The following is a 23,897-nucleotide window of genomic DNA, read 5'->3' as shown; positions in this document are numbered from 1 at the left end:
TTGCATGACGATGACGGACTGGTCGGAGGACTTCGCGCGGCAGGCCGAGCCGTTCCGGCGCGAGCTGCTGGCGCACTGCTACCGCATGGTCGGCTCGGCCGACGACGCGGCCGACCTGGTGCAGGAGACGTACCTGCGGGCGTGGCGGGCGTACGGCGCTTTCGAGGGCCGTTCCTCGGTGCGCACGTGGCTGCACCGCATCGCCACCAACGCCTGCCTGTCGGCCCTGGACCACGGCGGACGGCGGGTGCTGCCGTCCGGGCTGGGCGGCCCGGCCGGTGATCCCGACGCGGCGCCGAGCCCGGCGTCGCCCGAGGTCGCCTGGCTCGGGCCGGTGCCGGACGCCCTGACGACCCTCGACCCGGCCACGCTCTCGGCCGAGCGGGACAGCGTGCGGCTGGCGCTCGTCGCCGCGCTGCAGTACCTGCCGGCCCGGCAACGCGCCGTCCTCCTGCTCCGGGAGGTGCTCGGGTTCAGCGCCGCCGAGGTCGCGGCCATGCTCGAGATCTCGACGGCCGCGGTGAAGAGCGCGCTGCAACGGGCCCGCGCCCGGCTCGATGAGATCTCGCCGTCGCCGGACGACGTCGTCGAGCCGGCCGAACCGCGCGCCCGTGACCTGCTGCGCCAGTACATCGCCGGGTTCGAGAACGCCGACCTGGCCGTCCTGGAGAAGGCGCTGCGCGCCGACGCCGCCATCGAGCTGGTGGGCACGCGGACCTGGTTCTCCGGCAAGGCGACGTGCCTGCGGTACCTGGCGCACGTGCTCGGCTCGCCCGGCGACTGGCTGATGACGCCGACCCGGGCGAACGGCGGGCCAACCGCCGCCACCTACTACCGCGGTGAGGCGCTCGGTGTCGCCGTCCTCGACGCGACCCCCGCCGGGATCGCCCGCGTCACCGTCTTCCCCGGCGGTCCCGCGCTGGTGGCGCGGTTCGGTCTTCCCGCGACGAGAACCGAGGCGAACCATGCCCACTGACGAGGAGTTCCTGGCCTACAACGAAGGCGTCGTCAGCGACTTCCGCGCGCACCACGGCGTGGTCAGCGTGCCGCCGTTCCCGATCCTGCTGCTGACCACGACCGGGGCGCGCACCGGACGCCGGACGACCGTGCCGCTCGGCTTCGCGGTCGACGACGACGGCCGCGTCTTCGTCGTCGCCGCCAAGGCGGGTGCTCCCCGGCACCCGGCCTGGTTCCACAACCTGCGCGCCGACCCGGCGGTGACGGTCGAGCTGGGTGACGCGTCCTACGAGGCCCGGGCCGTCGTGACGACCGGCGAGGAACGCGACCGCCTCCACCGCCGGGTGTCCGACGGCACGTCGGCCTACGAGCGGAGCACCGACCGGGTCTTCCCGGTGGTCGTCCTCGACGGCGTTCCCGCCCCGGCCAGCGGCTAGCGGCTCGCGCCGACCAGCTCGCGCTCGTCGTCATCGGGCGCGGCGTCGAGGTGCTTGGTGAGCTTCTCGCCCTCGACGTCGACGTCCGGCAGGATCCGGTCGAGCCACTTCGGCAGCCACCACGCGCCGCGGCCGAGCAGCGACATCACCGCCGGCACCAGCGTCATCCGGACCACGAACGCGTCCACCAGCACGCCGAACGCGAGCGCGAAGCCGATCGACTGGATCAGCGTCGACTCGGCCAGAATGAACCCGGCGAACACGCTGATCATGATCAGCGCCGCCGCGACGACCACCCGCGCGCCGTGGCGGAAGCCGGTGACCATCGCTTCCTGCGGCTCCGCGCCGTGGACGTGCTCCTCGCGCATCCGCGTCACCAGGAACACCTGGTAGTCCATCGCCAGTCCGAAAAGGACACCGATGAGCAGGATCGGCAGCATGCTCATGATCGGCCCGGTCGACTCGACGCCGAGCAGGTCGGTCAGCCAGCCCCACTGGAACACCGCGACCACCGCGCCGAACGTCGCCGCGACCGAGCCGAGGAAGCCGATCGTCGCCTTCAGCGGCACCACGACCGAGCGGAACACCAGCATCAGCAGGATGAACGCCAGCCCGACGATCAGGCCGAGGTAGGGGAGCATCGCGTCCGAGAGCTTCTCGGAGACGTCGATGTTCGCCGCGGTCTGCCCGGTGACGGCCAGCTTCGCGCCGGTCGCGTTCTCCAGCGCACCGGACTCGGTGCGGATCGCGGCGACCAGGTCCTCGGTCTGGGTGCTGCTCGGCCCGCTCTTCGGGATCACCGTCAGCAACGCCGTGTCACCGGACTGGTTGACCCGCGCCGGAGTGACGGCGGCGACGTCGGGCAGCTTCTGGATGTCGGCCGCGGCCTGGCCGAACGCGGCCTGCCGGTTGCCGCTCGCCCCGGCGTCGACGACGACCAGCAGCGGTCCGTTCGAGCCCTCGCCGAAGCTGCGGCTCGCGATTTCGTACGCCTTGTGCTGCGTGGACTCCGGTGCGGCGGTGGCGTCGTTGGGCAGGCCGAGCTGCATGCCGAGCGCGGGCAGCGCGACGACGGCCATCCCGGCCAGCGCGACGAGCAGCACCGGCCACCGGTGGCGGGCGACGAACCGCGCCCAGCGCTCGCCGTGCGTCGTTTCGACCGGCTTGCGGCGCAGCCGGATGCGCTCGCCGGCGACCCGGGTGCCGGCGAAGCCGAGGATCGCGGGCAGCAGCGTCAGGGCGATGACCACGGCGACCGCGACGGTCACCGCGGCGGCCACGCCCATCTGGCCGAGGAACGGGATGCCGATGACGGTGAGGCCGGCCAGCGCGATGATGACGGTGAGCCCGGCGAACACGACGGCCGAGCCGGCGGTGCCGGTGGCGCGGCCCGCGGCCTCCTCGGGATCGCGGCCGAGCTTCAGCTCGTGCCGGTAGCGCGAGACGATGAACAGCGCGTAGTCGATGCCGACGGCCAGCCCGATCATCAGCGCCAGGATCGGCGTGTTCGAGTTCAGCTCCAGGAACCCGGAGGCGAGGAAGATGCCCGCCATCCCGGTGCCGACGCCGATCAGCGCGGTGAGCAGCGGGATCCCGGCGGCGACCAGCGAGCCGAACGTGATGATCAGCACGACGGCGGCGACCGCGACACCGAGGCCTTCGGTCGCGCCGGTTTCGGGGATGCCCTGCACGGCGTCGCCGCCGAACTCGACGGTGAACCCTTGGGCGCGGGCGGCGTCGGCGGCGTTCAGGAGGGCTTGGCGGTCACCGTCGGTGAGCTCGTAGGCCTTGGCGCCGTAGCTCACCTGGGCGAGCGCGACGCGCTTGTCCGGGGAGATCGACTGCGCCTGGAACGGGTCCACGACGACGGCGACCTTCGGTGCCGTCTTCAGCTGCCCGACCAGGGACTCGACGGCGGCCTTGCCCTTGGCGTCGGTGACCGAGGTGCCGGCCGGCGCCTCGATGACGACGCGCGCGGTGGCGCCACCGGCGTTGGCCTGCGGGAACTTCTCGGTCAGCTGGTCGATCGCCCGCTGCGACTCGGTCCCGGGGATCGTCACCGAGTTCGACAGCTGGCCGGACAGCGTCAGGGCGCCCAGCCCGAGTGCTACCAGGACGGCCGCCCAGACGGCGGCGACCAGCGCTCGCCGTCGGAAGGACAACCGGCCGAGCCGGTACAGGAAGGTCGCCACGAGTCAGCTCCGTTTCGCCCGAACGGGGTCGGTTCACTCCATCTGATTACTGACCAAGCTAGCCGATCGGCAAGGAGACCTCCAAGCCGATCGGCAAGGATGTGACTTGCCGAACAGCAAGGTTTATCCCAGCCGATCGGCTAGGAGCTGGTTTGCCGATCGACAGGGAGTGACGTACGCTCCGACGGCTCGCTGAGGAGGAAGAATGACCGCCGGCCCGGCCGAGGACACCCGGTCCCGACTGCTGCAGACCGCGTTGCGGCTGTTCACCGAACACGGGGTCGAGGGCACGTCGCTGCAGATGATCGCCGACGCGCTCGGGATCACGAAGGCGGCGGTCTACTACCACTTCAAGACGAAGGCGGAGCTCACCGAGGCGGTGGCCGAGCCGGGCGTGCGCGACCTGGACGAGCTGGTGCTGCGCGCGGCCGCGCAGAAGCGCCGCGGCGCGCAGGTGGACCTGCTGCTGGAGGGGTTCGTCGACCTGGTGATCCGCCACCGCGCGCTGGTGGCCCTGTTCTCGAGCGACCCGGGCCTGGTCCGCGCGATCGAGAAGTCGGCACACGGCGGCATGGAGGGCTTCGGCCAGGCGCTGCTGGGCATCCTGTCGGGCCCGGACCCGACCCCGTCGGCGCGAGTCAACGCGATGGTGACGCTGACGGGCATCGCGATGGCGGGCGGCTCCCCGGACCTGGCCCCCCTGGGCGACGACGAGCTGCGCACAGAACTCCTGGACGTAGGCCGCCGCCTCCTGGGCCGCCCCCGCCGCCGCCTAACAACCGTGTCGACCCCGTAATCACGCGTGATGCCCCTCCAATCACACGTGATGCCCCGCCAGTCACGCGTGATGCCCCGTCAGACACGCGAGATGCCCGCCCAATCACGCGAGATGCCTCGCTGGTCACGCGAGATGCGCCCAGCTACGGGAGATGCCCCGCCAGTCACGCGTGATGCCCGCCCAATCACGGGTGATGCCCCGGCAATCACGCGAGATGCCTCGCCAGTCACGGGTGATGCCCCGCTGAGCACGCGAGTGGCGCGCTCGATCACGCGAGATCCGGCTTCCGGCGCGCGTGTCGTCCATCCAGGCACGCGTGTCGTCTGCCTAGGTACGTGTGTCGTCCATCCGGGCACGCGTGTCGTCCGCCTAGGTACGCGTGTCGTCCGTCTCGGTGCGCCAGTCGGCCGCGGCGGCGCGCCTCAGCCGATGCGGTAGAGGTACTTCGGTGGCACGCTTGCCGTCAGCCAGACTCCGTTCGCGCTCACCTGGAATGCGTGTCCCGTCTCGGACATTGCCGCGGCGTCCACTCGGAGGATCACCGGCTTGCCGCGGCGGGCGCCGACCGTCCGGGCCGTGTCGACCGTTTCCGACAGGTGGACGGCGTGGCGGTTCATCGGGCGCAACCCCTCGCGCAGGATTGCGTCGAGGAACTTTGCCACCGTGCCGTGGTAAAGCACGTCCGGTGGCGATGCGTCCGCTAGGCCGAGGTCGACCGTGACGCTGTGGCCCTGGCTCGCGCGGATGCGCGTGCCCGTCTCGTCGAATGCGAAGCGGCGCTTGTTGTTCGTCTCGACCACTTCGTCGAGCTGTTCGCGCGTGATCTTCAGTGCGCGCAGCAACGCGTCCACGCCGATCCAGCCGTCGGGAGAGAGGGTGAGGCCGGCCGCGGCCGGGTTGTGGCGCAGGTGCAGGGACATCCGCTTGGAGATGCGGGTCAGTTCTTTCTCGTTCATTTCCTCCCCAGGATCCCTCGGCGGGCAAGCGATTTAGATGCCGCCCTCGACCGCCGGACGCAGTTTGCTCGCTCCCGGGCCGAAGCGGGCCAGCTCGTCGTCGTTGTTGTAGAGCGCGCAGCTGCGCAGGGACAGGCAGCCGCAGCCGACGCAGCCCGTGAGCCGGTCGCGAAGCCGTTGCAGGGCGTCGATCCGCGCGTCGAGCTCGTGCTGCCAATCACGTGACAGCCGGGCCCAGTCGGCCTTCGTCGGGGCGTGGTCGGCGGGCAGCGTCACCAGCGCCGAGCTGATGTCTTCGAGGGAGAGCCCGACCCGTTGCGCGGCGCGGATGAACGCGATCCGCCGCAGCACCGAGCGCGGGTAGCGGCGCTGGTTGCCCGCCGACCGCTCCGAGCTGATCAGCCCTTTCTCCTCGTAGAACCGCAGTGCCGTGTGCGGTACGCCGCTGCGGTCCGCCACCTGTCCGATGCTGAGATGTTCAGCGAGCCTCGTCACCAGCTCAGGCTATCCTTGACTTCGAGTTTAGTCGAGGTTGCATCGTCGGAGTATGACCACTGCGACCGAACCGGGCTACGCCGAGCTGCCACGGCTGATTTCGCTGATGACCGGTGACGACAAGCACCACGCCGCCGCGGAGTCCACTGTGGACGTACTGTGGGTGCTCTACGACCGCGTGCTCGACGTCACGCCGTCGAACTTCCGCTCGCCGGACCGCGACCGCTTCCTGTTGTCCAAAGGGCACGGTCCGATGGCGTACTACGCCGTGCTCACGGTGAAGGGCTTTCTCGACGAGGCCGAGCTGCCGACGTGGTCCAACGCGCTGTCGCGCCTCGGGCACCACCCCGACCGCCGGCGCGTCCCCGGCGTCGAGATCTCGAGCGGCTCCCTCGGCCACGGCCTGCCGATCGCGCTCGGCACGGCGCTGGGCCTGCGCGCCCGCGGGCTGACGTCGAAGGTCGTGACGCTGATCGGCGACGCCGAGCTGGACGAAGGGTCGAACCACGAGGCGATCGTCGTCGCGGCGCGCTTCGGCCTGGAAAACCTGACGACGGTGGTGGTCGACAACCAGTCGTCGACGCGCGGCTGGCCGGGCGGCATCGCGCGCCGCTTCGACGTGGAGGGCTGGGAGACGCGCACGGTGTCCGGCCGCGACCACTCCGCGCTGTACGACGCGTTCACCGGCGCGCATCCCGGCCGGCCGCTGGCCGTGGTCGCCGTCGTCGAACCGAAGGGCTGATTTCCATGAGGGAAACGTTTTTGAAGACGACCGAAGAGATCCTGGACGTCGACCCGGACGTGGCGGTGGTGCTGGCCGACATTTCGGCGGCCCAGCTGGCCGGCGCGGCGCGTCGGCACCCGGATCGGGTGATCAACGTGGGGATCCGCGAGCAGCTGCTGGTCAGCACGGGCGCGGGCCTGGCGCTGGCGGGGCTGCGGCCGATCGTGCACACGTTCCCGTCGTTCCTGGTGGAGCGCGCGTTCGAGCAGATCAAGCTGGACTTTTCGCACCAGGAGGTGGGCGGGGTGCTGGTGTCGTACGGAGCGTCGTACGACATGTCGACGGCGGGGCGGACGCACCAGTCGCCGGGCGACGTCGCGCTGATCGACTCGCTGCCGGGGTGGACGGTCCACGTGCCTGGCCACGCCGACGAGGCCCGCCGGTTGTTGCTGGAGTCCGTCCCCGGAGATGGACGGGTTTACCTGCGGCTTTCGGCTCAGACGAACGCTTCGCCGCACCTCGGTGTCGGGTTCACTCGGCTGCGGTTCGGTTCGTCGGGCGTGGTCGTCGCGGTGGGGCCGGTGCTGGATCGGGTGTTGCGGGCTACCGCCGGGTTGGACGTGACGGTGCTTTATGCGTCGACCATCCGGCCTTTCGACGCCGCCGGTCTGCGGTCTGCGGTGCTTTCGGCTTCCGGTTCGGTCGTTCTCGTGGAGCCTTATCTGGCGGGGACTTCGGCTTTCTGGGTGTCGGAGGCGCTGTCGGATCTGCCGCATCGGTTGCGGTCGCTGGGGGTTCGGCGGGATGCGGAGGTGCGGACGTATGGGGGGATCGCGGACCACGATCTGGCGCATGGGCTGGACGCGGGCTCGTTGAGGCTGTCGATCAAGGATTTTCTGGGGGAGTAGGGGTGCTGCTGGGGGTACTGGCGGCCGGTTTTTGGTACGGGAAGGAAATCTTCCTGCCGTCGAGCAGTTTCATGAGCTCGATATTGGTCACGCGCTCCTCGTCGCTGCTTTCGGGGTGCTTCACATGGAGTTCTTCGTACAACCGGAATCGGTTGAGATCGACGACCGTGCGCACCGTGTCCATGTACTCATCCGCGCCGGCGACCGCAGCCCTGTAGGCGATCCAGGTAAACGCGTACGGCATTAGTGCGCCGAGCAGCCACCAGTTGTCCGTCAGCATCGCTGCCACAGTTTCCAAGGTGGCGAACAGAGCGACCACGCACAGCCGGATCGAGGTGTCCATCTGCTGCCGGGCGTCGTGCAGGTGGTCCACGTGCTTGTCCGGAGCGACGAGCGCGATGTACGGCGCTGTGCGGATGGCGTCGAGCCCGTATTGTCTGCCGATTCGGTCCTCGGCCGACCGGAGGGCATTTCCCAATCGGGTGGGCATCATGCGACGGGCGATCGGGTAGCGCTGCATCTGGTGCGGAACGTGGCCTAGTGCGGCATGGAAACCGCTTGCCGTGTGTGCCTTCGGGCTGGGTAGTAGCTTGAGGATTGTGTCCCTGAATTCCGCGTCGGTCAGGTCGAACGGATTCTTCGCCTGTTCCGGTTTGGTGACCAGGTCGGTCAGGTACTTGTCAACGACAACCCACGTAAGCACTTCTTGACGTCGGCTGTCGAGGTGGGTTCGCCGCCGATTCAGCCGTGATTTCTTCTTGCGGTAATGGGTGATGCGCAGGCGGAGCAGGATCGTCGCGAGCCGCGAACTGCCCCAGTACCCCTCAAGCACCCGCGTCATGCCCAGCTGCAGCGGATGGAGGAAGAGCGCACTGATGGCGGTTGCCAGCAGGATCCAGGCGTAGCCACCGAGAGTGATGCTGCTGAGATTGGTGCCCAGCTGTGCCAGGTTCGGCGTTCCAGACCAGGCACCGCTGCCGATGAGGACGACCGTCCAGCCGGTCAGGAACAGCGCGGGCAGCATGCTGACGAGGCTGAAGTAACGGCCGATTCGCGCCCCGGTGCCGAGGGCGGCATCGGTGATCGATGGCGAGGTCATGGCAGGAGTCGGTCCTCGTCGTCGATGTAGTCATCGCACAATTCGCAGTAAAACCCGTCGCCTTCATCCACGAGGTAGACCCTCGGATGGTATGGGCAGCGGCCGTTGCCGTCGTCCTCGCCGTACCCGGGCAACCCGCCATAAGGCTTGTCGGTGCCGAGCATCACCAGACCGAGGGCCAGCCGAAGTCTGCGCATGGGCCTCACCCCGCCCTCCAGGATCCGACCATGTTAGGCCAGCATTCAGGCCTAGTCGACAAGTCGGGACGAGGTGGTGATGGGCTTCTCGCCCTGGGCGGTGCCCGTCGTCGGCATCGTGGTGGTCGCTGTTGCCGGGTCTTTCGGGGCGCAGTGGGCGTGGGTCGCCGCCGGTGCTCTTCTGGCCATCGGGGTGGGGTGGCTCGGCTGGGTGGTGCTCCGCGACCGGCAGACCGATAGCGTGACCGCCATGGGGTTCAGCATTCGGCCGATCGCGCTCGGCCTGATTCGGCGGCGTACGGAAATCCTTGTCTTCGAAGGGCGGGACGACTTCAAGGACGAGACCTACTACCGCCCCCTCGGTGGTGGGGTCGAGTTCGGCGAGAGCAGCAAGGACGCCCTCAAGCGCGAGTTTCGCGAAGAGCTTGACGCCGAGGTCAAGGTCGGCAAACGGCTCGGTGTCCTCGAGAACGTCTTCACCTGGCGAAACCGCCCGGGGCACGAGATCGCCTTCATCCACGAAGCCGAGTTCGTCGACCCGGATTTCTACACCAAAGACGAGATGAAGATCCTCGACGACCCCGCCACCGCCCGGTGGGTCGACCTGAACGACTTCACCGGCGGCAGCAAGATCCTCTACCCGAACGGCCTCACCGAACTGCTCTTATCGGAGCAGTGACCGCGAAGTCGGCTCCAAAGACTCAGACCCGGCCGAAGCGACGCGGCTGAAGGACACCGTGAACGGCCCATCAGTCCGCACCGGCAGCTGCGGGAAGTTGTTCGGCGAAGGCTCAGTCTCGAACACCGCAAACGCCGAAGGCGACGCCCCGAGGGAAACGTAGACCCCGGACCCCGGCGGCGGAGCAGCCAACCCACGAACAACCGGACGCAGCAGCAACACGTTGTCCGAGTCCACCATCGTCGCGTTCGCCGCCGACCGATGCGCCTTCCACGCCGGACCGGAGTAGAACGCGGAAAGCGCGTCGGCGCGGGCAGCGAACGAAGAGAACCCCCGCAGCCACACGAACTCGTCAGGCGAGGCCGAAGTCCGGAACAACCCGAACAGATGCGCTCCGACCGCCTCCTGAGGCGCGATGAACTCGCGCTCGAACAACGCGATCAGCTCGTCGCGACGCCCCGGGTGCAACGTGTAGCGGCGCAGCTCCAGCACCGTCTCATGCGAAGAAAAGTCCACAAAAAGAAGCTAGCCGCCACCACCGACAAAAACGGATCAGCGGAACGCCGCCAGCCCCGTCACCGCCTGGCCCAGCGACAGCGCGTGCATCTCCTCCGTGCCCTCGTACGTCAGGACCGTCTCCAGGTTCGCCATGTGGCGCATCACCGGGTACTCCAGGGAAATCCCGTTCGCGCCCAGCATCGAGCGGGCCTCGCGCGCCACGGACAGGGCCGAGCGGACGTTCGCCATCTTGCCGAAGCTCACGTGGTTGTGGTGCAACGACCCCGCGTCCTTCAGCCGCCCGATCTGCATCGCCACCAGGCCCGCGCGGTTGACCTCGACCAGCAGGTCGGCCAGCTTGCGCTGCGTCAGCTGGAACCCCGCCAGCGGCTTGCCGAACTGCGACCGCGACAGTGTGTACTCCAGCGCCGTCTCGTAGCACGCGCGAGCCGCCCCGACGACGCCGAACAAGATCCCGTAGCGCGCTTCGTTCAGGCATGACAACGGTCCGCGCAAGCCGCGGACCTCGGGAAACGCTGCCGTGGAAGGCAGCCGGACGCCATCCAGGACCAGCTCCGCCGTCAGGGATGCCCGCAGGGACAGCTTGTGCTTGACCTCGTTGGCCGTGAACCCCGGCGTCGACGTCGGGACGACGAAACCGCGGATCCCGTCGTCGGTCTGGGCCCAGACCACCGCGACGTCGGCGACCGTTCCGTTGGTGATCCACATCTTCGTGCCCGACAGCACCCAGTCCGACCCGTCGCGCGTCGCCCGCGTCCGCATCGCGCCCGGGTCGCTGCCCGCGTCCGGCTCGGTCAGGCCGAAGCAGCCCAGCGCGTCGCCGGTGGCCATCCGCGGCAGCCACTCCTGACGCTGCTCCTCGCTGCCCCACTTGTGGATCGCGTACATCGCCAGCGAACCCTGCACGGACACGAAACTCCGCAGCCCCGAGTCGACGGCTTCCAGCTCACGGCACGCGATGCCGTACGCGACCGCGCTGGTGCCGGCGCAGCCGTAGCCCTCCAGGTGCATGCCCAGCAGCCCGAGCGAACCGAAGCCCTTGGCCAGCTCGGCGGCCGGCAGCGCGCCCGATTCGTACCAGTCGGCGACGTGGTCCAGCAGGTTGTCCTTCGCGTACGCGCGGACGGCGTCGCGGATGCCGCGCTCCTCCTCGGCGAGCCCCGCGTCGAGGTCGAGGAAGTCGTGCGGATCAGGGGTGCGACTCATGAGGGCTCCCGGGGGACGCGTCGATGCGGCCCTCGCAGGAAACCACAGTCAGACGTCTGTACTCCTCGTGGCGTTCGTCACGCGGACGGCAGACGCGGACGGCGAACACCGCGGCCGGATCTGCTGGCGAGGGATCAGCAGCTCGCTGAACTGCGGAAACGGCACGCTCTCGATGTCGTCACGCCAGGCGCACAGCATCTGGGACAGCAGGTCGTCCTCGGCCATCTTCGCCTCCTCGGCGTCCGGTCGTGCCGGGGTCGGCGCACACGATCGGCTGAGTTGATACCCGGTGGCCGGGAGCTTCAAACGTCCTTCTTCAAGATTCTTCCGGCCGATGACCCCGCCGTGGCAGAATCGCGTCGCCGCCGCCAAGGCCTCTACTCCCGAGGAGCGCACATGCGCGCGGCCAGTCTGCTCGCCCTCACCACCGCCACCCTGCTCACGGCCACCGGCGTCGCCACGGCGCACGAAAGCTCCTGGCGCCAGGTCGGGCACACCACCGCCGAGAACCGGGTCAGCGGCGAGGGCCTCACCACGCTGCGCCTGCCCGGCCACGCCCCCGAGACCGTCTACCGCAACGGCGCCACCATCCCGCAGCCGCTGAAGGACGAGGGCTGGGGCCACGTCGGCGACCCGGACTCGCTGCGCGGCTACGTCTTCGACGTCTACCAGGACACCGTCACCCCGACGCCCACGAAGAAGATGTACCTGGTCACCAAGCCCGACGGTACGACGACGGAGTTCGTCCACCCGTTGCAGGCCGACGAGCCCGCCCCGAACGCCAACGCCCAGGTCGCGGCCACCCCCGACGGGCAGTGGCTGGTCTCCGGCCCGCTCGGCGAGATCGACCGCCTCTACGTCTCGCCGACGCCGTTCCTCAACCCCCGCGGCCCGAAGCTCGCCGGCGACCTCCCCGTCGCCGCCCGCATCCACCTCGACCACCACATCCGCAGCGCCCAGGGCTGCGACTTCGTCAGCCCGACGCGCCTGATCTGCGCGACGAGCGACCCCAACAACGACCTGTTCCCGACCAACCTGCAGCTCCTGCAGATCGACCTCCCGCGGGCCCTGAACGGCCACGACGTCACCGCGAAGGTGCGCGAAATCCAGCAGGTTCCGCTGGTCAGCACGTGCACCGGCACCTTCACGCCGGAGGGCGTCGACTACGACGGCGGCGTGCTGCGCGTCGAGGTCGTGCCGCCGGCACCGTGCAACACCGTGACGGACGTCTATTCGTTCGAACGTCGCTGAGGGCGACGGCTACGCTGGGTGCGTGTCTCGTGTGGTGATTCTCGACTACGGCTCCGGCAACCTCCGCTCCGCCGAACGCGCGGTGGCGCGCGCCGGGGCCGAAGTCGAGGTCACCGCCGACCCGCATGCCGCGATCGAGGCCGACGGCCTGGTCGTGCCCGGCGTCGGCGCGTACTCGGCGTGCATGGCGGGGCTGCTGGAGGTCAAGGGCGAGCGGATCATCGGCAAGCGCCTCGCCGGCGGCCGCCCGGTGCTCGGCATCTGCGTCGGCATGCAGATCCTCTTCTCCCGCGGCGTCGAGCACGGCGAAGAGACCGAAGGCACGGGGGAGTGGCCAGGCGTCGTCGACCGACTGAACGCCGACGTCCTGCCGCACATGGGCTGGAACACCGTCCGCGCGCCCGCGGACACTCAGCTGTTCGCCGGGGTCGACCCGGACGAGCGCTTCTACTTCGTGCACTCCTACGCCGCGCGCACGTGGGAGCTGGAGTCGGGCCTGCCCGGCCAGGCGCCGAAGGTCACCTGGGCCAACCACGGCGAGGACTTCGTCGCGGCGGTCGAGAACGGGCCGCTCTGGGCCACCCAGTTCCACCCGGAGAAGTCCGGCGACGCCGGCGCGCAGCTCCTGCGCAACTGGCTCGCGACCCTCTGACCGGGTGACGGGGGTCTCCGCTTTAGAGTTACCGGCGTGACCTTCACGCTGCTTCCCGCCGTTGATGTGGCCGATGGCCAGGCCGTGCGACTCGTCCAGGGCGAGGCCGGCACCGAGACCTCCTATGGCAGCCCGCTCGAAGCGGCGCTCGCCTGGGAGCGCGACGGCGCCGAGTGGATCCACCTGGTCGACCTCGACGCCGCGTTCGGTAAGGGCAGCAACCGCGAGCTGCTCGCCGACGTCGTCGGCCGGCTCGACGTGCAGGTGGAGCTGTCCGGCGGCATCCGCGACGACGCGTCGCTGAAGGCCGCGCTGGCCACCGGCGCCCGCCGCGTCAACCTCGGCACCGCCGCGCTCGAAGACCCGGAGTGGACCGCACGCGTGATCGGCGAGTACGGCGACCGCGTCGCGATCGGCCTCGACGTCCGCATCACCGAGGCCGGCCACCGGCTCTCGGCCCGCGGCTGGACGTCCGACGGCGGCGACCTCTGGGAGGTCCTGGAGCGCCTGGACCGCGACGGCGCGTCCCGCTACGTCGTGACGGACGTGAGCAAGGACGGCACCCTGAAGGGCCCGAACCTCGAGCTGCTGCGCGACGTCGTCGCCCGCACCGACGCACCCGTGATCGCCTCCGGCGGGGTGTCCAGTGTGGACGACCTCGTCGCGCTGGCCGGCCTGGCCGCCGACGGCGTCGAGGGCTCGATCGTCGGCAAGGCGCTCTACGCCGGGGCGTTCACGCTGCCCGAGGCCCTCGCCGCGGTCGCGAAGGTCTAGTCCAGCACCGCCTGGATCTCCAGCGCGAGGGTGATCTTGTCGCCGATCACCACTCCGCCGCCCTCCATCGGCAGGTCGATGGTGATGCCGAAGGCCTTGCGGCTCAGCTCGCCGGTGGCCGTGAACGCCGCCCGCGTGTCGCCGAAGCGGCCCTTGCCGAAGCCGTTGAGCTCCAGGCTCAGCGGTACCTCGGCGGTCACCCCGTGGCACGTGAGGTCGCCGAGCAGGAGGAAGCCGGGCTCGAGGGACCTCGAGCGGTAGGTCATCACCGGGTACTTCTCCGTCTCGAAGAAGTCGCGGGTGCGCAGGTCGTTGTCGCGCTGCGGGTTGTTCGTGTCGATCGATGTCATGTCGATCTCCGCGGTCACCTGCGAGTCCAGCGGCTCCGACGCCGTCGTCAGCTGCCCGGAGAACCGGGTGAACCGGCCGCGGACCTTGGTCATCATGAGGTGGCGGACGGTGAAGGAGACCTCGGAGTGCCCGGGGTCGATGGTCCAGGTGCCGGCGACGTAGCCGGGGATTTCGAGTGCCTGTGTCATGATCCCCACGCTGCCGCAGGACGGTGGAAAGGTGGAGAGGAGCGCTTATCGTGGGTGCGGCACCACCACCTTCGGCCGTCCGCCGACAGGAGCTGGCGGACTTCCTGAGGACGCGTCGCGCGGCGGTCCTCCCGGCCGATGTCGGCCTGGCCGACGACGGGCGCCGCCGCCGGACGCCGGGGCTGCGGCGCGAGGAGGTCGCGCAGCACGCCGGGGTCGGCGTCTCCTGGTACACGTGGCTGGAGCAGGGCCGGGACGTCACGCCGTCGTCGCAGGTGCTGGACGCGCTGGCGCGGGCCCTGCTGCTGACGCCCGCCGAGCACGCGCACCTGTTCCACCTCGCCGGCGTCTCCCGGCCCGCCGGGGACTACCCGCGGTCCGCGCCCGACGAGCTCGTCGAGATCGTCCACGGGCTCCTGCCCCACCCGGCCTACCTGATGGGCCCGCGGATGGACGTCCTCGCGCACAACGCGGCGGCCGCGCTGGTGCTCCACGACCTCGTCGCGGCGCCGCCCGGGAACCTGCTGCGGTGGCTGTTCGCGACGGACTGGGGTTCGGTGACCGGCTGGGCGGAGACGGCGCGCGCGAACCTGGCGGACTTCCGCGCGGAGTACGCGCGGCGGCCGGGGGACCCGTCCTTCGTGGAACTGGTGACGGCGTTGTCCGCGGAGAGCGCGACGTTCCGCGAGTGGTGGGCGGAGCACGACGTCCGCGCGTACGAGCCGGCGCGCAAGACGATCCGGCACGCCTCGCTGGGGCCGCTGCTCGTGCACCAGCTGCAGAGCGTCCCGGCGGGGCACCCGGAGCTGCGGCTGCGGGTGCTGGTCCCGGCCGACGACGCGACCCGCGCAGCACTGGCGTTACCTCCGGCGTAATCGACGTCGTACCCGCGAGGCGTCAGGATTCCTTTCAGGACAACGAAAGGACCAAGCCATGACCGCCTACGGACTCGCCCACCTGCGCCCGCCCGCTGTGCTGCCCGAGGACGTCTTCCAGTATCTGGAGCGGATCCAGGCGACGCTCGACCCCCACGGCGGCAAGTTCGTCGTCCACGGCTCGCCGGTGCAGGTCATGGAAGGCGAGTGGCCGGGCGCGCTCGTCGTCATCGAGTTCCCGAGCCTGGCCGCGGCGCGCAAGTGGTACGACTCACCCGCTTACCGGGAGATCCTGCCGCTGCGCGCGGACCACATCCCCGGTGACCTGGTGCTCGTCGAAGGCTGCGGCCCGGAGCACGACTCGGCCGCGATGGCGGCGGCGATGCGGGCCCCGTTAAGGGGCTGACAGCGGCCCTCGGGGGCCGTAGGTTGCCGCGGGTGGAGGAGATCGTCACCCAGCTCGAAATGACCGCCGCCGACCAGCTCAACCCCGCGCCGGTCGTCGACGGCGTCGCGCTCGAAGCCACCGCGGCGGGGCCGGTCATCCGCGACCTGCACGTCCGGATCGGGACGCCGTACCGGTGGCCGAGCGCGTCCCGGACCGACGAAGACTGGGCGAGCTGGCTCGCCGAACCGGACCGGCGGTACCGGCTCATCGAGTACCGCGGTGACGTCGCGGGGGCCGCCGACGTCGAGCCGCGGCCCGGCGGCGACGTCGAGCTCACCACCTTCGGCCTGCTGCCGGAGTTCGTCGGCAAGGGGCTCGGCGGCTACGCGCTCACCCTCGTCGTGGCCGACGCGTGGACGCTGCCCGGCACCCGGCGCGTCTGGCTGCACACCTCGTCGCTCGACCACCCGAACGCGCTGCCGAACTACCTGCGGCGCGGCTTCCGGAGCTTCAGCCGTCCAGCTTGACGGCGATCCCGACCGTCCGGTCCGCCGGGCCGCGCAGCTTCGAGAAGAACATCGTGATCCACCCGACGATGCCGTACTTGCGCGCGATCGCCTTCCGGACGCGTTCGAGCTCCGGCAGGTCCAGCAGCCGGGCCTGCCCGGAGGCGACCGCGCCGTGCGTCTTCTGCCCGCGCAGGTCGCACGCCTGGACCTCGACCCGGCCGCTGTTGCGGATGCGCTTGACCTTCCCGGCCTTGCGCTCCGACCACAGCACGAGCTCGCCGGCGTCGCCGGCCACCCAGATCGGGGTCGGCACCGCCCGCCCGTCCTTGCGGAACGTGGTCAGGACGACGTAACGCTCGGCCGCGAGCCGATCCGTTTCGGATGCCATGGCACCACGGTAGTCACGGCGTCCGGCGGCGCAGCGTCGCCGCGCCGAGCACCAGCGCCAGCAGCGCGCAGCACGCCACGACCAGGAGGTTGCGCAGGATCACCGCGTCCACCGTCGAAGACGCCGTCACGCGGGTCAGCGCCTCGACCGCGTACGACAGCGGCATGACGTCCGAAAGCCACCGCAGCAGCCAGCCCATGTCGTCGCGCGGCACGAACAGCCCGCACAGCAGGATCTGCGGCAGCACGAACACCGGCATGAACTGGATGGCCTGGAACTCGGTGCGGGCGAACGCGCTGACGAACAGCCCGAGCGCCATGCCGAGCAGCGCGTCGAGGACGGCGATCACCAGCAGCATCACGACCGACCCCGCGAGGTCGAGGCCGAGCCACCACAGCGAAACGCCCGCCGCGAGCGCCACCTGGACGACGGCGATCGAGCCGAACGCCAGCGCGTAGCCGAAGAGCAGGTCGAGCCGGCCGATGGGGAGCGTCATCAGGCGTTCGAGGGTGGCCGTGGTCCGCTCCCGCAGCGTCGTGATCGACGCGATGAGGAACATGATCAGGAACGGGAACACGCCGAGCAGCGCGGGCGCGACGTGGCTGAACACCAGCGTCGAGTTGAAGACGTAGCGCAGCAGCACCATCAGGAGCGTGGGCACCAGGATCAGCATCACGACGGTGCGTGGGTCGTGCCGCAGCTGCAGGAGGATGCGCCGCGTCGTGGCGAGCGTCAGCGCGGGGTTCACGAGGCGGCCCTCACCAGGTGCAGGAAGGCGCCTTCGAGGTCGGCGGCGCCGGTGCGCTCGCGCAGGGCGAGCGGTGCGTCGTCGGCCAGGAGCGTGCCTTCGCGCATGAGCAGAAGACGGTCGCAGCGCGCGGCTTCGTCCATGACGTGGCTGGACACCAGCAGCGTGGCGCCGCCGTCGGCGAGCCGGCGGAAGAGCGCCCAGAGCTCGTCGCGCAGCAGCGGGTCGAGCCCGACGGTCGGTTCGTCGAGCACCAGCAGCTCGGGCTTGCCGAGCAGCGCGACGGCGAGGTTCGCGCGGTTGTGCTGCCCGCCCGACAGCGACCCGACGAGCTTGCCGGCGTGGTCTTCGAGGCCGACCTCGGCGATCACTCTGTCCACATCGGACGCCGGTGCGCGCAGCACCGCGGCGAAGTAGCGCAGGGCTTCCCGCACGGTCAAGTCGGCGTAGATGGCCGGATTCTGGGTGGCGTAGCCGATCCGGCGCCGCAGCGGCGGGCTGCCGGCGGGCAGGCCGAGGACGGTGACGGTGCCGCCTTCGACGATCTGCACGCCGACGATCGCCCGCATCAACGTGGTCTTGCCGCAGCCGCTCGGGCCGAGCAGCCCGGTGACGGCGCCGCGCGGCACCGCGAAGCTCACGTCCCGCACCACCGGCCGGCCACCGCGCCGGACCCGGAGGCCGGTGACTTCGAGGGCAGAATTAGTCATGCGTTTAATTCTGCGCCCGATGAGTTCCCGGAGTCAAGAGGCCGTCGGGCGGCGTGAAAAACGCCTAGTCCGTTCGCCTCCCGAACCCACACGACCGGCGGAAGCGTTTCAACACTGTTGTCTGAAACGCTTTGTGGTCTTGGGGTTTCCCCTGACCTGGAGGGAATGTCGATGGCCGTCACTCAGCAGGTACCGGTTCATCCGCAAGCACAGTTCTTCGGCGCGGGGCCCTATCCCACGCGCCGGGTCGCGATCGCCGTCGTCGCGGTCCTCGCCGGCTTCGCGCTGACGGCGCTGTGGTCGGCGCCGTTCGTCGACTCCGTCATCGGCGACAGCGTCGCGAACGGCCTGCTCGGCTACGACGCGAAGGCCACCCCGATCAGCGGAGTCCTCGCCGGGACGCTCTTCGCGTTCGTCTCCGGCCTCGCGGGCTCCTTCACCGCCTGCAACATCGCCGCCTTCGGCGCGGTCGCCCCGCTGGTCGGCGGCCAGGCCGGGGAGAAACGGCGCTTCGCCACCACGCTCAAGCCGCTCGGCTGGATCGCCGCGGGCATGCTCACCGTGTCGATCGTCTACGGCGTGATCGTCGCGCTCGTCGGCACGCGGATGCCGCAGTTCTCCACCGCGCCGACGTCCGGGCTCAGCCCGCGCAGCATCCAGTCGATGGTCGCGTTCGGCGTCGTCGGCCTGGTCTTCCTGGTGATGGGCCTGATCGCGCTCGGCATCATCCCGAACCCGGCCAAGGGCTTCGTCGCCCGGCACCCCGCCGCGCCGCTCGTCCTGATGGGCGCGCTCATCGGCGGGTTCCTCATCGGCCGGCCCTACCCGCTGTTCCGGATCATGTTCCGCAGCGCCGCCGAGCAGCACAACGTCTTCTACGGCGCCGCCGCGTTCGCCCTGCAGTCACTCGGCAACATCGTGATCATGGGCGTGCTGTTCCTGATCCTGACCCACGCCACCGGCGGTCGCGTGCAGCGCTGGCTCGCCGCGAAGCCCGCCCGGATCGCGACCGTGACCGGCGCGGCGCTGCTCGTCGGCGGCACGTTCACGCTGCTCTACTGGGACGTTCGCGTGCTCGGCCGGCTCGGGATCATCTGGTTCCCCACGGTCAGCTGGTAGCCCGGCCGAGCCACCGGTAGTCGGGTGCCGGGTCGAGCTGGACGCCGTTCGCTACGGCGACCAGCTCGGCCTCCGGTCGCGGGCCCGCCACCGTCAGCCAGCGCCCCGACGGGAGCTTGACCGCGACGAACGCTTCCTGCCCCGCCACGAAGAAGCCGCGGTCGCCGCGCACGATGACGGGCGCGGCACCGTTCACGCCGGGGGAGCCCGCGCTCGCCGTGACGCGGACCGCGGGCACCGACGGCCGCGCGGGATCGGCCGCGGTCAGCTCGGTGCTCGCGTCGGCCGGGCCGGTGCCCTTGACGGCGGCCGACCGTTCGGCCAGCCCCGCCGGAAGTGCGCCGAAGCGCAGTTCGCCGCGGACACCGACCGGCGCGGCGGTGACCCCCTCCGCGATCCACAGGGCCACCACGCGGGCGTCCGGCACCCCGTCGACCCGCGCGGTCAGGACGTGGTCGTCGTCGGCGAGCCAGGTGAGCAGCGCAGCCGTCCCGGTGTCGCCGGTGATCATGGCGACGCGGCCGCGCACCAGGACCTGGTCGCGGATCGACGCGATCCGCAGCTCGGTCTGCGACCACTCGGGGTCGGCGGTCGAGTAGACCGACAGCGTGACCTCCGCGTGGCCGGCGAACCACCGCCGGACCTGAGGCGTGGTGCCGGGGCCGCCTTCGCGGTACTGCTCGGTGAAGCCGTCCGGCAGCCAGCCCGGGCTGTAGCCGAGCACCGGGCGGCTCGCGGCCGGGTCGAGGTCCGGGGTGGTGATCGCCCGCGTGCCCACGAAGACCCCGGCGACCAGCACGACCACGGCGGCGGCCACCAGCGCGAGCCGCGCCCCCGGCCGGGGCTTGCGCCGGGCCAGTGCTTCGCGGACCGCCCGGCCGTCCGGGGCGCGGGCGGCGAGCCGGTCGAGGCTGTCCCGGATCAGCGTCTCGGTGTCGTGCTCGCTGCGGGTCATTCGGGGGCTCCGGTGAGGGTCGTGGGGTGCGGGGCCCGGCGGAGGGTCGCGAGGGCGCGGGAGATCTGGCTGCGCACGGTGGAGGTGCCGCAGCGCAGGACGGCGGCGATTTCGTCGTCGGAGTAGCCCTCGTAGTAGCGCAGGACGACGGCCGCGCGCTGCTTGCGGGGCAGCGTCTCCAGGAGGCCGAGCATGGCGTCGCGCTCGTCGAAGGCGGCCGACGGGTCGGCTTCCGGCGGCCCGAGCGCGTCGAGGACGTCGTGGCTGCTCGGCACCATCCGCCGCACCGCCCGCCGGCGCCACGAGAGGTACTCGTTGGTGATCATCCGCCGCACGTAGGTCGGCGGGGCGTCGATGCCGTCCCAGCGCTGCTGGGCGCGCAGCAGCACGTCCTGGACGACGTCCTGCGCCAGGTGCGGGTCGTTCGTCAGGACGGTGGCGTAGCGCAGCAGCCCGTCCAGCCGCTCCGCCACGAACTCTTCAAAGCGCACCCGCGCCCCTTCCGTCACCCCTTGGACGCGCGAGTGGGCCGGGGTGATGCACGCGTTCGCCGATTTTCCCATCCCCGGGTACATTCGATACGGAACGGTCCCGTTTCGTATTGGAGGGTGGATGCCGGGCAGACCGCGGGACGCCGGGCGGGACGTCGTCATCTTCGACGCGACGCTGCGGCTGCTGACCCGCTCCGGGTACGACCGGTTGTCGATCGACGCGGTCGCCGCCGCGGCCGGGGTGGGCAAGGCGACGATCTACCGCCGCTACGCCGACAAGGCCGAACTGGTCGCCGCGGCCGTCGAACGCCGGGCGGGGGCGACCCCGCCGGCCGTCGTGGCCGACGACCTGCGCGGCGCCCTGCTGGAGACCGTCGGGTGGCTGGCGCGCGAGATCGCCGACCAGGAGGTCGGGCTGCTCGGCGCCCTGTTCGCCGGCATGCGCGGCGACCCCGCGCTCGCCGCGGCGATGCGGCGGATCCTGCGTCGCGACCAGGCCGCGATGACCGCCCGGCCGCTCGCCGACGGCCACCTCGACCCGCGCGGAGCGGCGTTGTTCGCCGAGATCGCCCCGGCGGTCGTCGTGCACCGGCTGGTCGTCACGGGGGAGCCGTGCGACCGGCCGTTCCTCGAGCACCTCGTCGACGACGTGCTGCTTCCCCTGCTGCGAAAGGACTCCCGGCCATGATCGTCGTCACCGGCGCGACCGGCGCCCTCAACGGGGCCACGGTCGAGCACCTCCTCGGGCGCGTGCCGCCCGGGGAGCTCGGCGTCAGCGTGCGCGACGTCGCCAAGGCTCGGCACTTCGCCGAGCGGGGGGTGCGGGTCCGGCGCGGCGACTACGACGACCCGGCCGCTTTGCGCGACTCGTTCGAAGGCGCCGACCAGGTGCTGCTGGTCTCTTCGAACGATCCGAGCGCCGACGCGGTCGCGCTGCACCGCACCGCGATCGAGGCCGCCGTCGCCGCGGGCGCCCGGCGGATCCTCTACACCAGTCACCAGAACGTGCGGGGCGACAGCCCGTTCGGCCCGGCCCGCGACCACCGCGCCACCGAAGAGATCCTGGCCGGCTCGGGCGTCGCGTGGACGTCGCTGCGCAACGGCTTCTACGCCCACAGCCTCCGGTGGCTGCTCGGCCCGTGGCGGGAGACCGGGAAGATCGCCGCGCCCGCGGACGGTCCCGTCTCCTGGACCGACCGCGCCGACGCGGCCGAGGCGGCGTCGGTCGTCCTCGCCGGCGGGCGTTCCTTCGACGGGCCGGTCACGCTGACCGCCCGTCAGGCCGTCACCTTCGGCGACCTGGCCGGGTTCGCCGGGGTCGAACGGGTCGTCGTCGACGACGAGCACTGGGTCGCCGGCCAGGTCGCGGCCGGCACCGCGGAGCCCGTCGCCCGGATGCTGCTGGGGTTCTTCGAAGCCGCGCGCGAGGGCCACTTCGCGGAGACCGGCCCGGTGCTGGCCGAGCTGCTCGGCCGGGAGCCGCGGCCGGTCTCCGGTCAGGTCAGCGGGGGATGACGTCCTCGAGCCGCAGGAAGGCGAAGCCCGTGGTCGCGAGGTCGCCGATCGCCGGGCGGCGCTCGCCGTCGTGGACCACCAGCAGGCCGTGCGGGAACTTCCGGCCCAGGTACGCCGTGCTGATCGCCGAGCCGTCGGAGTGTTCCACCGAGTCCGTGCCGCGGCCCGCGACGATCCGCAGGTCACGCGTCCGGGGGCCGTACACGACGAACCGCGAGTCGCCCTGGCTGGAGGCAAACAGCGTGCCGTGCGCCACCGCCAGGCCCTCGGCGTCGGCGGTGAGCCATTTGCCGCCGAAGCCCGGGTCGGCGCCGTCCGGCACGCACTCCTCGGCGACGTCGTCCCAGCGCTGCGGGACGCCGTACGAGCGCACGCGGTCGACCAGCTCCGGCCGCCCGAAACCGGCCGGGCTCAGCGGGATCCGCCAGATCCCGACGTCTTCTTGCGCGGTGTAGAGCACCCGGCCGTCGAGCACCGAGCCCTCCAGCTGCGGGCCCTCACCGGGCTCCTCGCACGGCGACCAGGAAGCACCGTTGGGCAGCCGGAAGGACGACGGCAGGTCGATCGTCGCGAGCGGAGCCGTCCCGACGCCGCCCGGTTTGTCGACCAGCCGCAGCAGCGCCACCCGAGTCTCGTGGCGGCGGGTCACCGCCACCCAGCGGAGGCCGGTGACCGGGTCGCGGCCCGCCGCGAGGCCGTACGCGGTGCGCTGTTCGTCCACTTCGGACTCCGGGAACACCCGGGTGGCGGCCGGGTCGGTGACGTCACGCAGCACCTGCGGGCCGTCCGGGTCGATCTTGTACACCCGGACGCGGTCCTGACCGCGGTCGCTGACCACCGCCAGGTCGCCGACGACGTCGACGTTGTTGAACCGCCCGCCCGGCCCGGCGGGGACCCGCTGCAGGGTCCGCGCGTCCAGGTCGAACGCCGCCAGCCCGCCCTCCTTCAGCGTCCCGAGCACGATGCTGCGCGACGGGTCGTGCGGGTGGACCCAGATGGCGGGGTCGTCGGCGTCGGCGGGCTCGGCGAACGCCTGTGTCTGGACCACCGGCGAAGGGTCGCGAGGCGCGGCGGAGGCGGGAACGGCGATCAGCAGGGAGACGGCGGCCACGGCCACCGGAAGAAGTCTGCGCACGGGCGGCAAACTAGACGAATCGGATGGCCGCGACGTGAACGCGCCGTGATGAGCAGCCCCCGAATTCGAGCCTACGGTGGGCCACCGACGGTTTCGCGGCCTTCGAGGTAGTACTGCGCCACCGGGGCCAGCAGGGCCACGATCTCCTCGTCGTCCGCCTCGGCCAGCGGGGGGAGCTTGATCACGTACCGCAGCAGCGCCACCCCCATCATCTGCGACGCGATCCCGGTCACCCGGATCTTCGGCACGTCCAGCGCCCGCGCGACCTCGGCCAGCACCGTGCGCTCGATGAACTGGCGCATCATCAGCGCCACCTGCTCGTTCGTCGCCGCCGCGCGCAGCATCGCGATGAACGGCGTCCGCCCCTCCGGCGACGCCCACACCGCCAGGAACGCGCGCACCAGCCGTTCACCCAGCGAAGCGCGCGGACCCGCGAGGATCACCGGGACCAGCTCGGCCGGGTTCACCGGCAGGTTCATCGCCGCCGCGAAAAGCTGCTGCTTGCTGCCGAAGAAGTGGTGGAGCAGGGCCGCGTTCACGCCCGCGTCGGCGGCGATCCCGCGGACCGTCGCGCCGTCGTACCCCAGCTCGGCGAACCGGTGCCGCGCCGCGTCGAGGATCTTCTCGCGCGTCTCGGTCTGTCCCGGCCGCCGCCCCGCCCGTGCCATTGCCCGAGCTTAGAACGGTCTTGACTACGCTGG

The 23,897-nt window shown here is 71.0% G+C and carries 31 protein-coding genes; 15 read left to right on the top strand and 16 right to left on the bottom strand.

Annotated features, from left to right (window positions below; genetic code table 11):
- The first annotated feature begins 10 nt into the window (after window positions 1–10).
- Both ACZ7PG_RS10975 and ACZ7PG_RS10970 read left to right on the top strand, forming a co-directional pair.
- The gene (locus ACZ7PG_RS10975; RefSeq protein ID WP_470238869.1) at window positions 11–976 is read left to right on the top strand and encodes an RNA polymerase subunit sigma-70; all 966 of its coding nucleotides are present in this window, start codon (window positions 11–13) and stop codon (window positions 974–976) included.
- The gene (locus ACZ7PG_RS10970; RefSeq protein ID WP_470238868.1) at window positions 966–1,394 is read left to right on the top strand and encodes a nitroreductase/quinone reductase family protein; all 429 of its coding nucleotides are present in this window, start codon (window positions 966–968) and stop codon (window positions 1,392–1,394) included. The genes ACZ7PG_RS10975 and ACZ7PG_RS10970 overlap by 11 nt, the downstream gene beginning before the upstream one ends.
- Here the strand turns inward: ACZ7PG_RS10970 and ACZ7PG_RS10965 are convergent.
- Window positions 1,391–3,586, bottom strand: coding sequence for an MMPL family transporter (locus ACZ7PG_RS10965; RefSeq protein ID WP_470238867.1), 2,196 nt, complete (start codon window positions 3,584–3,586; stop codon window positions 1,391–1,393). The genes ACZ7PG_RS10970 and ACZ7PG_RS10965 overlap by 4 nt on opposite strands.
- Before the next feature lie 205 nt (window positions 3,587–3,791).
- Here ACZ7PG_RS10965 and ACZ7PG_RS10960 point away from each other — a divergent pair, with 205 nt between their 5' ends.
- Window positions 3,792–4,382 (top strand): TetR/AcrR family transcriptional regulator, encoded by a 591-nt coding sequence (locus ACZ7PG_RS10960; protein WP_470238866.1) that lies wholly within the window; start codon window positions 3,792–3,794, stop codon window positions 4,380–4,382.
- A 404-nt stretch (window positions 4,383–4,786) separates the two neighbouring features.
- Here the strand turns inward: ACZ7PG_RS10960 and ACZ7PG_RS10955 are convergent, their stop codons facing one another.
- Together ACZ7PG_RS10955 and soxR are read right to left on the bottom strand one after the other, a co-directional pair.
- The gene (locus ACZ7PG_RS10955) at window positions 4,787–5,320 is read right to left on the bottom strand and encodes an RNA 2'-phosphotransferase (RefSeq protein ID WP_470238865.1); all 534 of its coding nucleotides are present in this window, start codon (window positions 5,318–5,320) and stop codon (window positions 4,787–4,789) included.
- A gap of 33 nt (window positions 5,321–5,353) precedes the next feature.
- Window positions 5,354–5,815: a redox-sensitive transcriptional activator SoxR gene (gene soxR, locus ACZ7PG_RS10950; protein ID WP_470238864.1), complete on the bottom strand. Its 462-nt coding sequence runs from the start codon at window positions 5,813–5,815 to the stop codon at window positions 5,354–5,356.
- 52 nt (window positions 5,816–5,867) lie between these two features.
- On the opposite strand from soxR, the gene ACZ7PG_RS10945 reads away from it, so the two are divergent.
- Complete coding sequence (locus tag ACZ7PG_RS10945) at window positions 5,868–6,557, top strand: thiamine pyrophosphate-dependent enzyme (protein ID WP_470238863.1); 690 nt, start codon at window positions 5,868–5,870, stop codon at window positions 6,555–6,557.
- The gene (locus ACZ7PG_RS10940; protein WP_470239041.1) at window positions 6,557–7,447 is read left to right on the top strand and encodes a transketolase family protein; all 891 of its coding nucleotides are present in this window, start codon (window positions 6,557–6,559) and stop codon (window positions 7,445–7,447) included. The genes ACZ7PG_RS10945 and ACZ7PG_RS10940 overlap by 1 nt, the downstream gene beginning before the upstream one ends.
- Here ACZ7PG_RS10940 and ACZ7PG_RS10935 read toward each other — a convergent pair.
- Window positions 7,425–8,546, bottom strand: a complete 1,122-nt coding sequence (locus ACZ7PG_RS10935) for a hypothetical protein (protein WP_470238862.1) — start codon at window positions 8,544–8,546, stop codon at window positions 7,425–7,427. The two genes, ACZ7PG_RS10940 and ACZ7PG_RS10935, sit on opposite strands and share 23 nt — an antisense overlap.
- Window positions 8,543–8,743, bottom strand: coding sequence for a hypothetical protein (locus ACZ7PG_RS10930; RefSeq protein ID WP_470238861.1), 201 nt, complete (start codon window positions 8,741–8,743; stop codon window positions 8,543–8,545). Before ACZ7PG_RS10930 ends, ACZ7PG_RS10935 begins: the two co-directional genes overlap by 4 nt.
- A gap of 79 nt (window positions 8,744–8,822) precedes the next feature.
- Between ACZ7PG_RS10930 and ACZ7PG_RS10925 the strand changes: the two genes are divergently transcribed.
- The gene (locus ACZ7PG_RS10925; protein WP_470238860.1) at window positions 8,823–9,422 is read left to right on the top strand and encodes an NUDIX hydrolase; all 600 of its coding nucleotides are present in this window, start codon (window positions 8,823–8,825) and stop codon (window positions 9,420–9,422) included.
- On the opposite strand, the gene ACZ7PG_RS10920 is transcribed toward ACZ7PG_RS10925, so the two are convergent.
- From ACZ7PG_RS10920 to ACZ7PG_RS10910, 3 genes are read right to left on the bottom strand one after another with little or no spacing between them, the layout of a single operon-like run.
- Window positions 9,408–9,938, bottom strand: coding sequence for an NIPSNAP family protein (locus tag ACZ7PG_RS10920; protein ID WP_470238859.1), 531 nt, complete (start codon window positions 9,936–9,938; stop codon window positions 9,408–9,410). The genes ACZ7PG_RS10925 and ACZ7PG_RS10920 overlap by 15 nt on opposite strands.
- 36 nt (window positions 9,939–9,974) lie before the next feature.
- A complete protein-coding gene (locus ACZ7PG_RS10915) occupies window positions 9,975–11,147 on the bottom strand; it encodes an acyl-CoA dehydrogenase family protein (protein WP_470238858.1) in 1,173 nt (390 codons plus the stop codon).
- Between the two features lie 48 nt (window positions 11,148–11,195).
- Window positions 11,196–11,372, bottom strand: coding sequence for a hypothetical protein (locus tag ACZ7PG_RS10910; protein ID WP_470238857.1), 177 nt, complete (start codon window positions 11,370–11,372; stop codon window positions 11,196–11,198).
- Between the two features lie 171 nt (window positions 11,373–11,543).
- Here ACZ7PG_RS10910 and ACZ7PG_RS10905 point away from each other — a divergent pair, with 171 nt between their 5' ends.
- From ACZ7PG_RS10905 to priA, 3 genes are read left to right on the top strand one after another with little or no spacing between them, the layout of a single operon-like run.
- A complete protein-coding gene (locus ACZ7PG_RS10905; protein ID WP_470238856.1) occupies window positions 11,544–12,398 on the top strand; it encodes a hypothetical protein in 855 nt (284 codons plus the stop codon).
- 31 nt (window positions 12,399–12,429) lie between these two features.
- On the top strand, window positions 12,430–13,050 hold the full coding sequence (hisH, locus tag ACZ7PG_RS10900; protein WP_470239040.1) for an imidazole glycerol phosphate synthase subunit HisH: 621 nt from the start codon (window positions 12,430–12,432) through the stop codon (window positions 13,048–13,050).
- Window positions 13,051–13,086: 36 nt separating this feature from the next.
- Entirely contained in the window at window positions 13,087–13,824 is a 738-nt protein-coding gene (gene priA, locus ACZ7PG_RS10895) for a bifunctional 1-(5-phosphoribosyl)-5-((5-phosphoribosylamino)methylideneamino)imidazole-4-carboxamide isomerase/phosphoribosylanthranilate isomerase PriA (protein WP_470238855.1), read from the top strand.
- Here the strand turns inward: priA and ACZ7PG_RS10890 are convergent.
- Complete coding sequence (locus tag ACZ7PG_RS10890; RefSeq protein ID WP_470238854.1) at window positions 13,821–14,363, bottom strand: YceI family protein; 543 nt, start codon at window positions 14,361–14,363, stop codon at window positions 13,821–13,823. The two genes, priA and ACZ7PG_RS10890, sit on opposite strands and share 4 nt — an antisense overlap.
- A gap of 50 nt (window positions 14,364–14,413) precedes the next feature.
- Here ACZ7PG_RS10890 and ACZ7PG_RS10885 point away from each other — a divergent pair, with 50 nt between their 5' ends.
- The 3 genes from ACZ7PG_RS10885 to ACZ7PG_RS10875 are packed head-to-tail and all read left to right on the top strand — an operon-like array spanning window position 14,414 to window position 16,153.
- A complete protein-coding gene (locus ACZ7PG_RS10885; RefSeq protein ID WP_470238853.1) occupies window positions 14,414–15,238 on the top strand; it encodes a helix-turn-helix transcriptional regulator in 825 nt (274 codons plus the stop codon).
- A gap of 58 nt (window positions 15,239–15,296) precedes the next feature.
- Complete coding sequence (locus tag ACZ7PG_RS10880) at window positions 15,297–15,644, top strand: DUF1330 domain-containing protein (protein WP_470238852.1); 348 nt, start codon at window positions 15,297–15,299, stop codon at window positions 15,642–15,644.
- Between the two features lie 32 nt (window positions 15,645–15,676).
- Window positions 15,677–16,153, top strand: coding sequence for a GNAT family N-acetyltransferase (locus ACZ7PG_RS10875; RefSeq protein WP_470238851.1), 477 nt, complete (start codon window positions 15,677–15,679; stop codon window positions 16,151–16,153).
- Here ACZ7PG_RS10875 and ACZ7PG_RS10870 read toward each other — a convergent pair.
- From ACZ7PG_RS10870 to ACZ7PG_RS10860, 3 genes are read right to left on the bottom strand one after another with little or no spacing between them, the layout of a single operon-like run.
- Window positions 16,137–16,523 (bottom strand): PPOX class F420-dependent oxidoreductase, encoded by a 387-nt coding sequence (locus ACZ7PG_RS10870; protein WP_470238850.1) that lies wholly within the window; start codon window positions 16,521–16,523, stop codon window positions 16,137–16,139. The two genes, ACZ7PG_RS10875 and ACZ7PG_RS10870, sit on opposite strands and share 17 nt — an antisense overlap.
- A gap of 13 nt (window positions 16,524–16,536) precedes the next feature.
- A complete protein-coding gene (locus tag ACZ7PG_RS10865) occupies window positions 16,537–17,271 on the bottom strand; it encodes an ABC transporter permease (protein ID WP_470238849.1) in 735 nt (244 codons plus the stop codon).
- Complete coding sequence (locus tag ACZ7PG_RS10860; RefSeq protein ID WP_470238848.1) at window positions 17,268–17,981, bottom strand: ABC transporter ATP-binding protein; 714 nt, start codon at window positions 17,979–17,981, stop codon at window positions 17,268–17,270. The genes ACZ7PG_RS10865 and ACZ7PG_RS10860 overlap by 4 nt, the downstream gene beginning before the upstream one ends.
- Window positions 17,982–18,152: 171 nt before the next feature.
- On the opposite strand from ACZ7PG_RS10860, the gene ACZ7PG_RS10855 reads away from it, so the two are divergent.
- Complete coding sequence (locus tag ACZ7PG_RS10855) at window positions 18,153–19,100, top strand: hypothetical protein (protein ID WP_470238847.1); 948 nt, start codon at window positions 18,153–18,155, stop codon at window positions 19,098–19,100.
- Here ACZ7PG_RS10855 and ACZ7PG_RS10850 read toward each other — a convergent pair.
- Window positions 19,090–20,055 (bottom strand): hypothetical protein, encoded by a 966-nt coding sequence (locus ACZ7PG_RS10850; protein ID WP_470238846.1) that lies wholly within the window; start codon window positions 20,053–20,055, stop codon window positions 19,090–19,092. The genes ACZ7PG_RS10855 and ACZ7PG_RS10850 overlap by 11 nt on opposite strands.
- Window positions 20,052–20,546: an RNA polymerase sigma factor gene (locus ACZ7PG_RS10845; RefSeq protein ID WP_470238845.1), complete on the bottom strand. Its 495-nt coding sequence runs from the start codon at window positions 20,544–20,546 to the stop codon at window positions 20,052–20,054. The genes ACZ7PG_RS10850 and ACZ7PG_RS10845 overlap by 4 nt, the downstream gene beginning before the upstream one ends.
- A 121-nt stretch (window positions 20,547–20,667) precedes the next feature.
- Here ACZ7PG_RS10845 and ACZ7PG_RS10840 point away from each other — a divergent pair, with 121 nt between their 5' ends.
- On the top strand, window positions 20,668–21,234 hold the full coding sequence (locus tag ACZ7PG_RS10840) for a TetR/AcrR family transcriptional regulator (protein ID WP_470238844.1): 567 nt from the start codon (window positions 20,668–20,670) through the stop codon (window positions 21,232–21,234).
- A complete protein-coding gene (locus tag ACZ7PG_RS10835; RefSeq protein WP_470238843.1) occupies window positions 21,231–22,061 on the top strand; it encodes an NAD(P)H-binding protein in 831 nt (276 codons plus the stop codon). The genes ACZ7PG_RS10840 and ACZ7PG_RS10835 overlap by 4 nt, the downstream gene beginning before the upstream one ends.
- On the opposite strand, the gene ACZ7PG_RS10830 is transcribed toward ACZ7PG_RS10835, so the two are convergent.
- The gene (locus ACZ7PG_RS10830) at window positions 22,048–23,178 is read right to left on the bottom strand and encodes a phytase (protein ID WP_470239039.1); all 1,131 of its coding nucleotides are present in this window, start codon (window positions 23,176–23,178) and stop codon (window positions 22,048–22,050) included. The genes ACZ7PG_RS10835 and ACZ7PG_RS10830 overlap by 14 nt on opposite strands.
- 89 nt (window positions 23,179–23,267) lie before the next feature.
- The gene (locus ACZ7PG_RS10825) at window positions 23,268–23,864 is read right to left on the bottom strand and encodes a TetR/AcrR family transcriptional regulator (RefSeq protein ID WP_470238842.1); all 597 of its coding nucleotides are present in this window, start codon (window positions 23,862–23,864) and stop codon (window positions 23,268–23,270) included.
- Window positions 23,865–23,897 lie beyond the last annotated feature (33 nt).

The sequence above is a fragment of the Amycolatopsis sp. NPDC114504 genome (assembly GCF_055633595.1).
The sequence above is the reverse complement of the archived record's forward strand: the minus strand, read 5'-3'. Positions and strand labels throughout refer to the sequence as shown.

Bases quoted from the DNA above. Each gene is read 5' to 3' on its own strand.
- ACZ7PG_RS10880 (WP_470238852.1), top strand. From the start codon at position 15,297: ATGACCGCCTACGGACTCGCCCACCTGCGCCCGCCCGCTGTGCTGCCC.
- ACZ7PG_RS10935 (WP_470238862.1), bottom strand. From the start codon at position 8,546: ATGACCTCGCCATCGATCACCGATGCCGCCCTCGGCACCGGGGCGCGA.
- ACZ7PG_RS10910 (WP_470238857.1), bottom strand. From the start codon at position 11,372: ATGGCCGAGGACGACCTGCTGTCCCAGATGCTGTGCGCCTGGCGTGAC.
- ACZ7PG_RS10945 (WP_470238863.1), top strand. From the start codon at position 5,868: ATGACCACTGCGACCGAACCGGGCTACGCCGAGCTGCCACGGCTGATT.
- ACZ7PG_RS10860 (WP_470238848.1), bottom strand. From the start codon at position 17,981: ATGACTAATTCTGCCCTCGAAGTCACCGGCCTCCGGGTCCGGCGCGGT.
- ACZ7PG_RS10930 (WP_470238861.1), bottom strand. From the start codon at position 8,743: ATGCGCAGACTTCGGCTGGCCCTCGGTCTGGTGATGCTCGGCACCGAC.
- ACZ7PG_RS10840 (WP_470238844.1), top strand. From the start codon at position 20,668: ATGCCGGGCAGACCGCGGGACGCCGGGCGGGACGTCGTCATCTTCGAC.
- ACZ7PG_RS10905 (WP_470238856.1), top strand. From the start codon at position 11,544: ATGCGCGCGGCCAGTCTGCTCGCCCTCACCACCGCCACCCTGCTCACG.
- ACZ7PG_RS10975 (WP_470238869.1), top strand. From the start codon at position 11: ATGACGGACTGGTCGGAGGACTTCGCGCGGCAGGCCGAGCCGTTCCGG.
- ACZ7PG_RS10960 (WP_470238866.1), top strand. From the start codon at position 3,792: ATGACCGCCGGCCCGGCCGAGGACACCCGGTCCCGACTGCTGCAGACC.
- ACZ7PG_RS10850 (WP_470238846.1), bottom strand. From the start codon at position 20,055: ATGACCCGCAGCGAGCACGACACCGAGACGCTGATCCGGGACAGCCTC.
- ACZ7PG_RS10970 (WP_470238868.1), top strand. From the start codon at position 966: ATGCCCACTGACGAGGAGTTCCTGGCCTACAACGAAGGCGTCGTCAGC.
- ACZ7PG_RS10915 (WP_470238858.1), bottom strand. From the start codon at position 11,147: ATGAGTCGCACCCCTGATCCGCACGACTTCCTCGACCTCGACGCGGGG.
- ACZ7PG_RS10870 (WP_470238850.1), bottom strand. From the start codon at position 16,523: ATGGCATCCGAAACGGATCGGCTCGCGGCCGAGCGTTACGTCGTCCTG.
- ACZ7PG_RS10890 (WP_470238854.1), bottom strand. From the start codon at position 14,363: ATGACACAGGCACTCGAAATCCCCGGCTACGTCGCCGGCACCTGGACC.
- ACZ7PG_RS10825 (WP_470238842.1), bottom strand. From the start codon at position 23,864: ATGGCACGGGCGGGGCGGCGGCCGGGACAGACCGAGACGCGCGAGAAG.
- ACZ7PG_RS10835 (WP_470238843.1), top strand. From the start codon at position 21,231: ATGATCGTCGTCACCGGCGCGACCGGCGCCCTCAACGGGGCCACGGTC.
- ACZ7PG_RS10955 (WP_470238865.1), bottom strand. From the start codon at position 5,320: ATGAACGAGAAAGAACTGACCCGCATCTCCAAGCGGATGTCCCTGCAC.
- ACZ7PG_RS10855 (WP_470238847.1), top strand. From the start codon at position 18,153: ATGGCCGTCACTCAGCAGGTACCGGTTCATCCGCAAGCACAGTTCTTC.
- ACZ7PG_RS10925 (WP_470238860.1), top strand. From the start codon at position 8,823: ATGGGCTTCTCGCCCTGGGCGGTGCCCGTCGTCGGCATCGTGGTGGTC.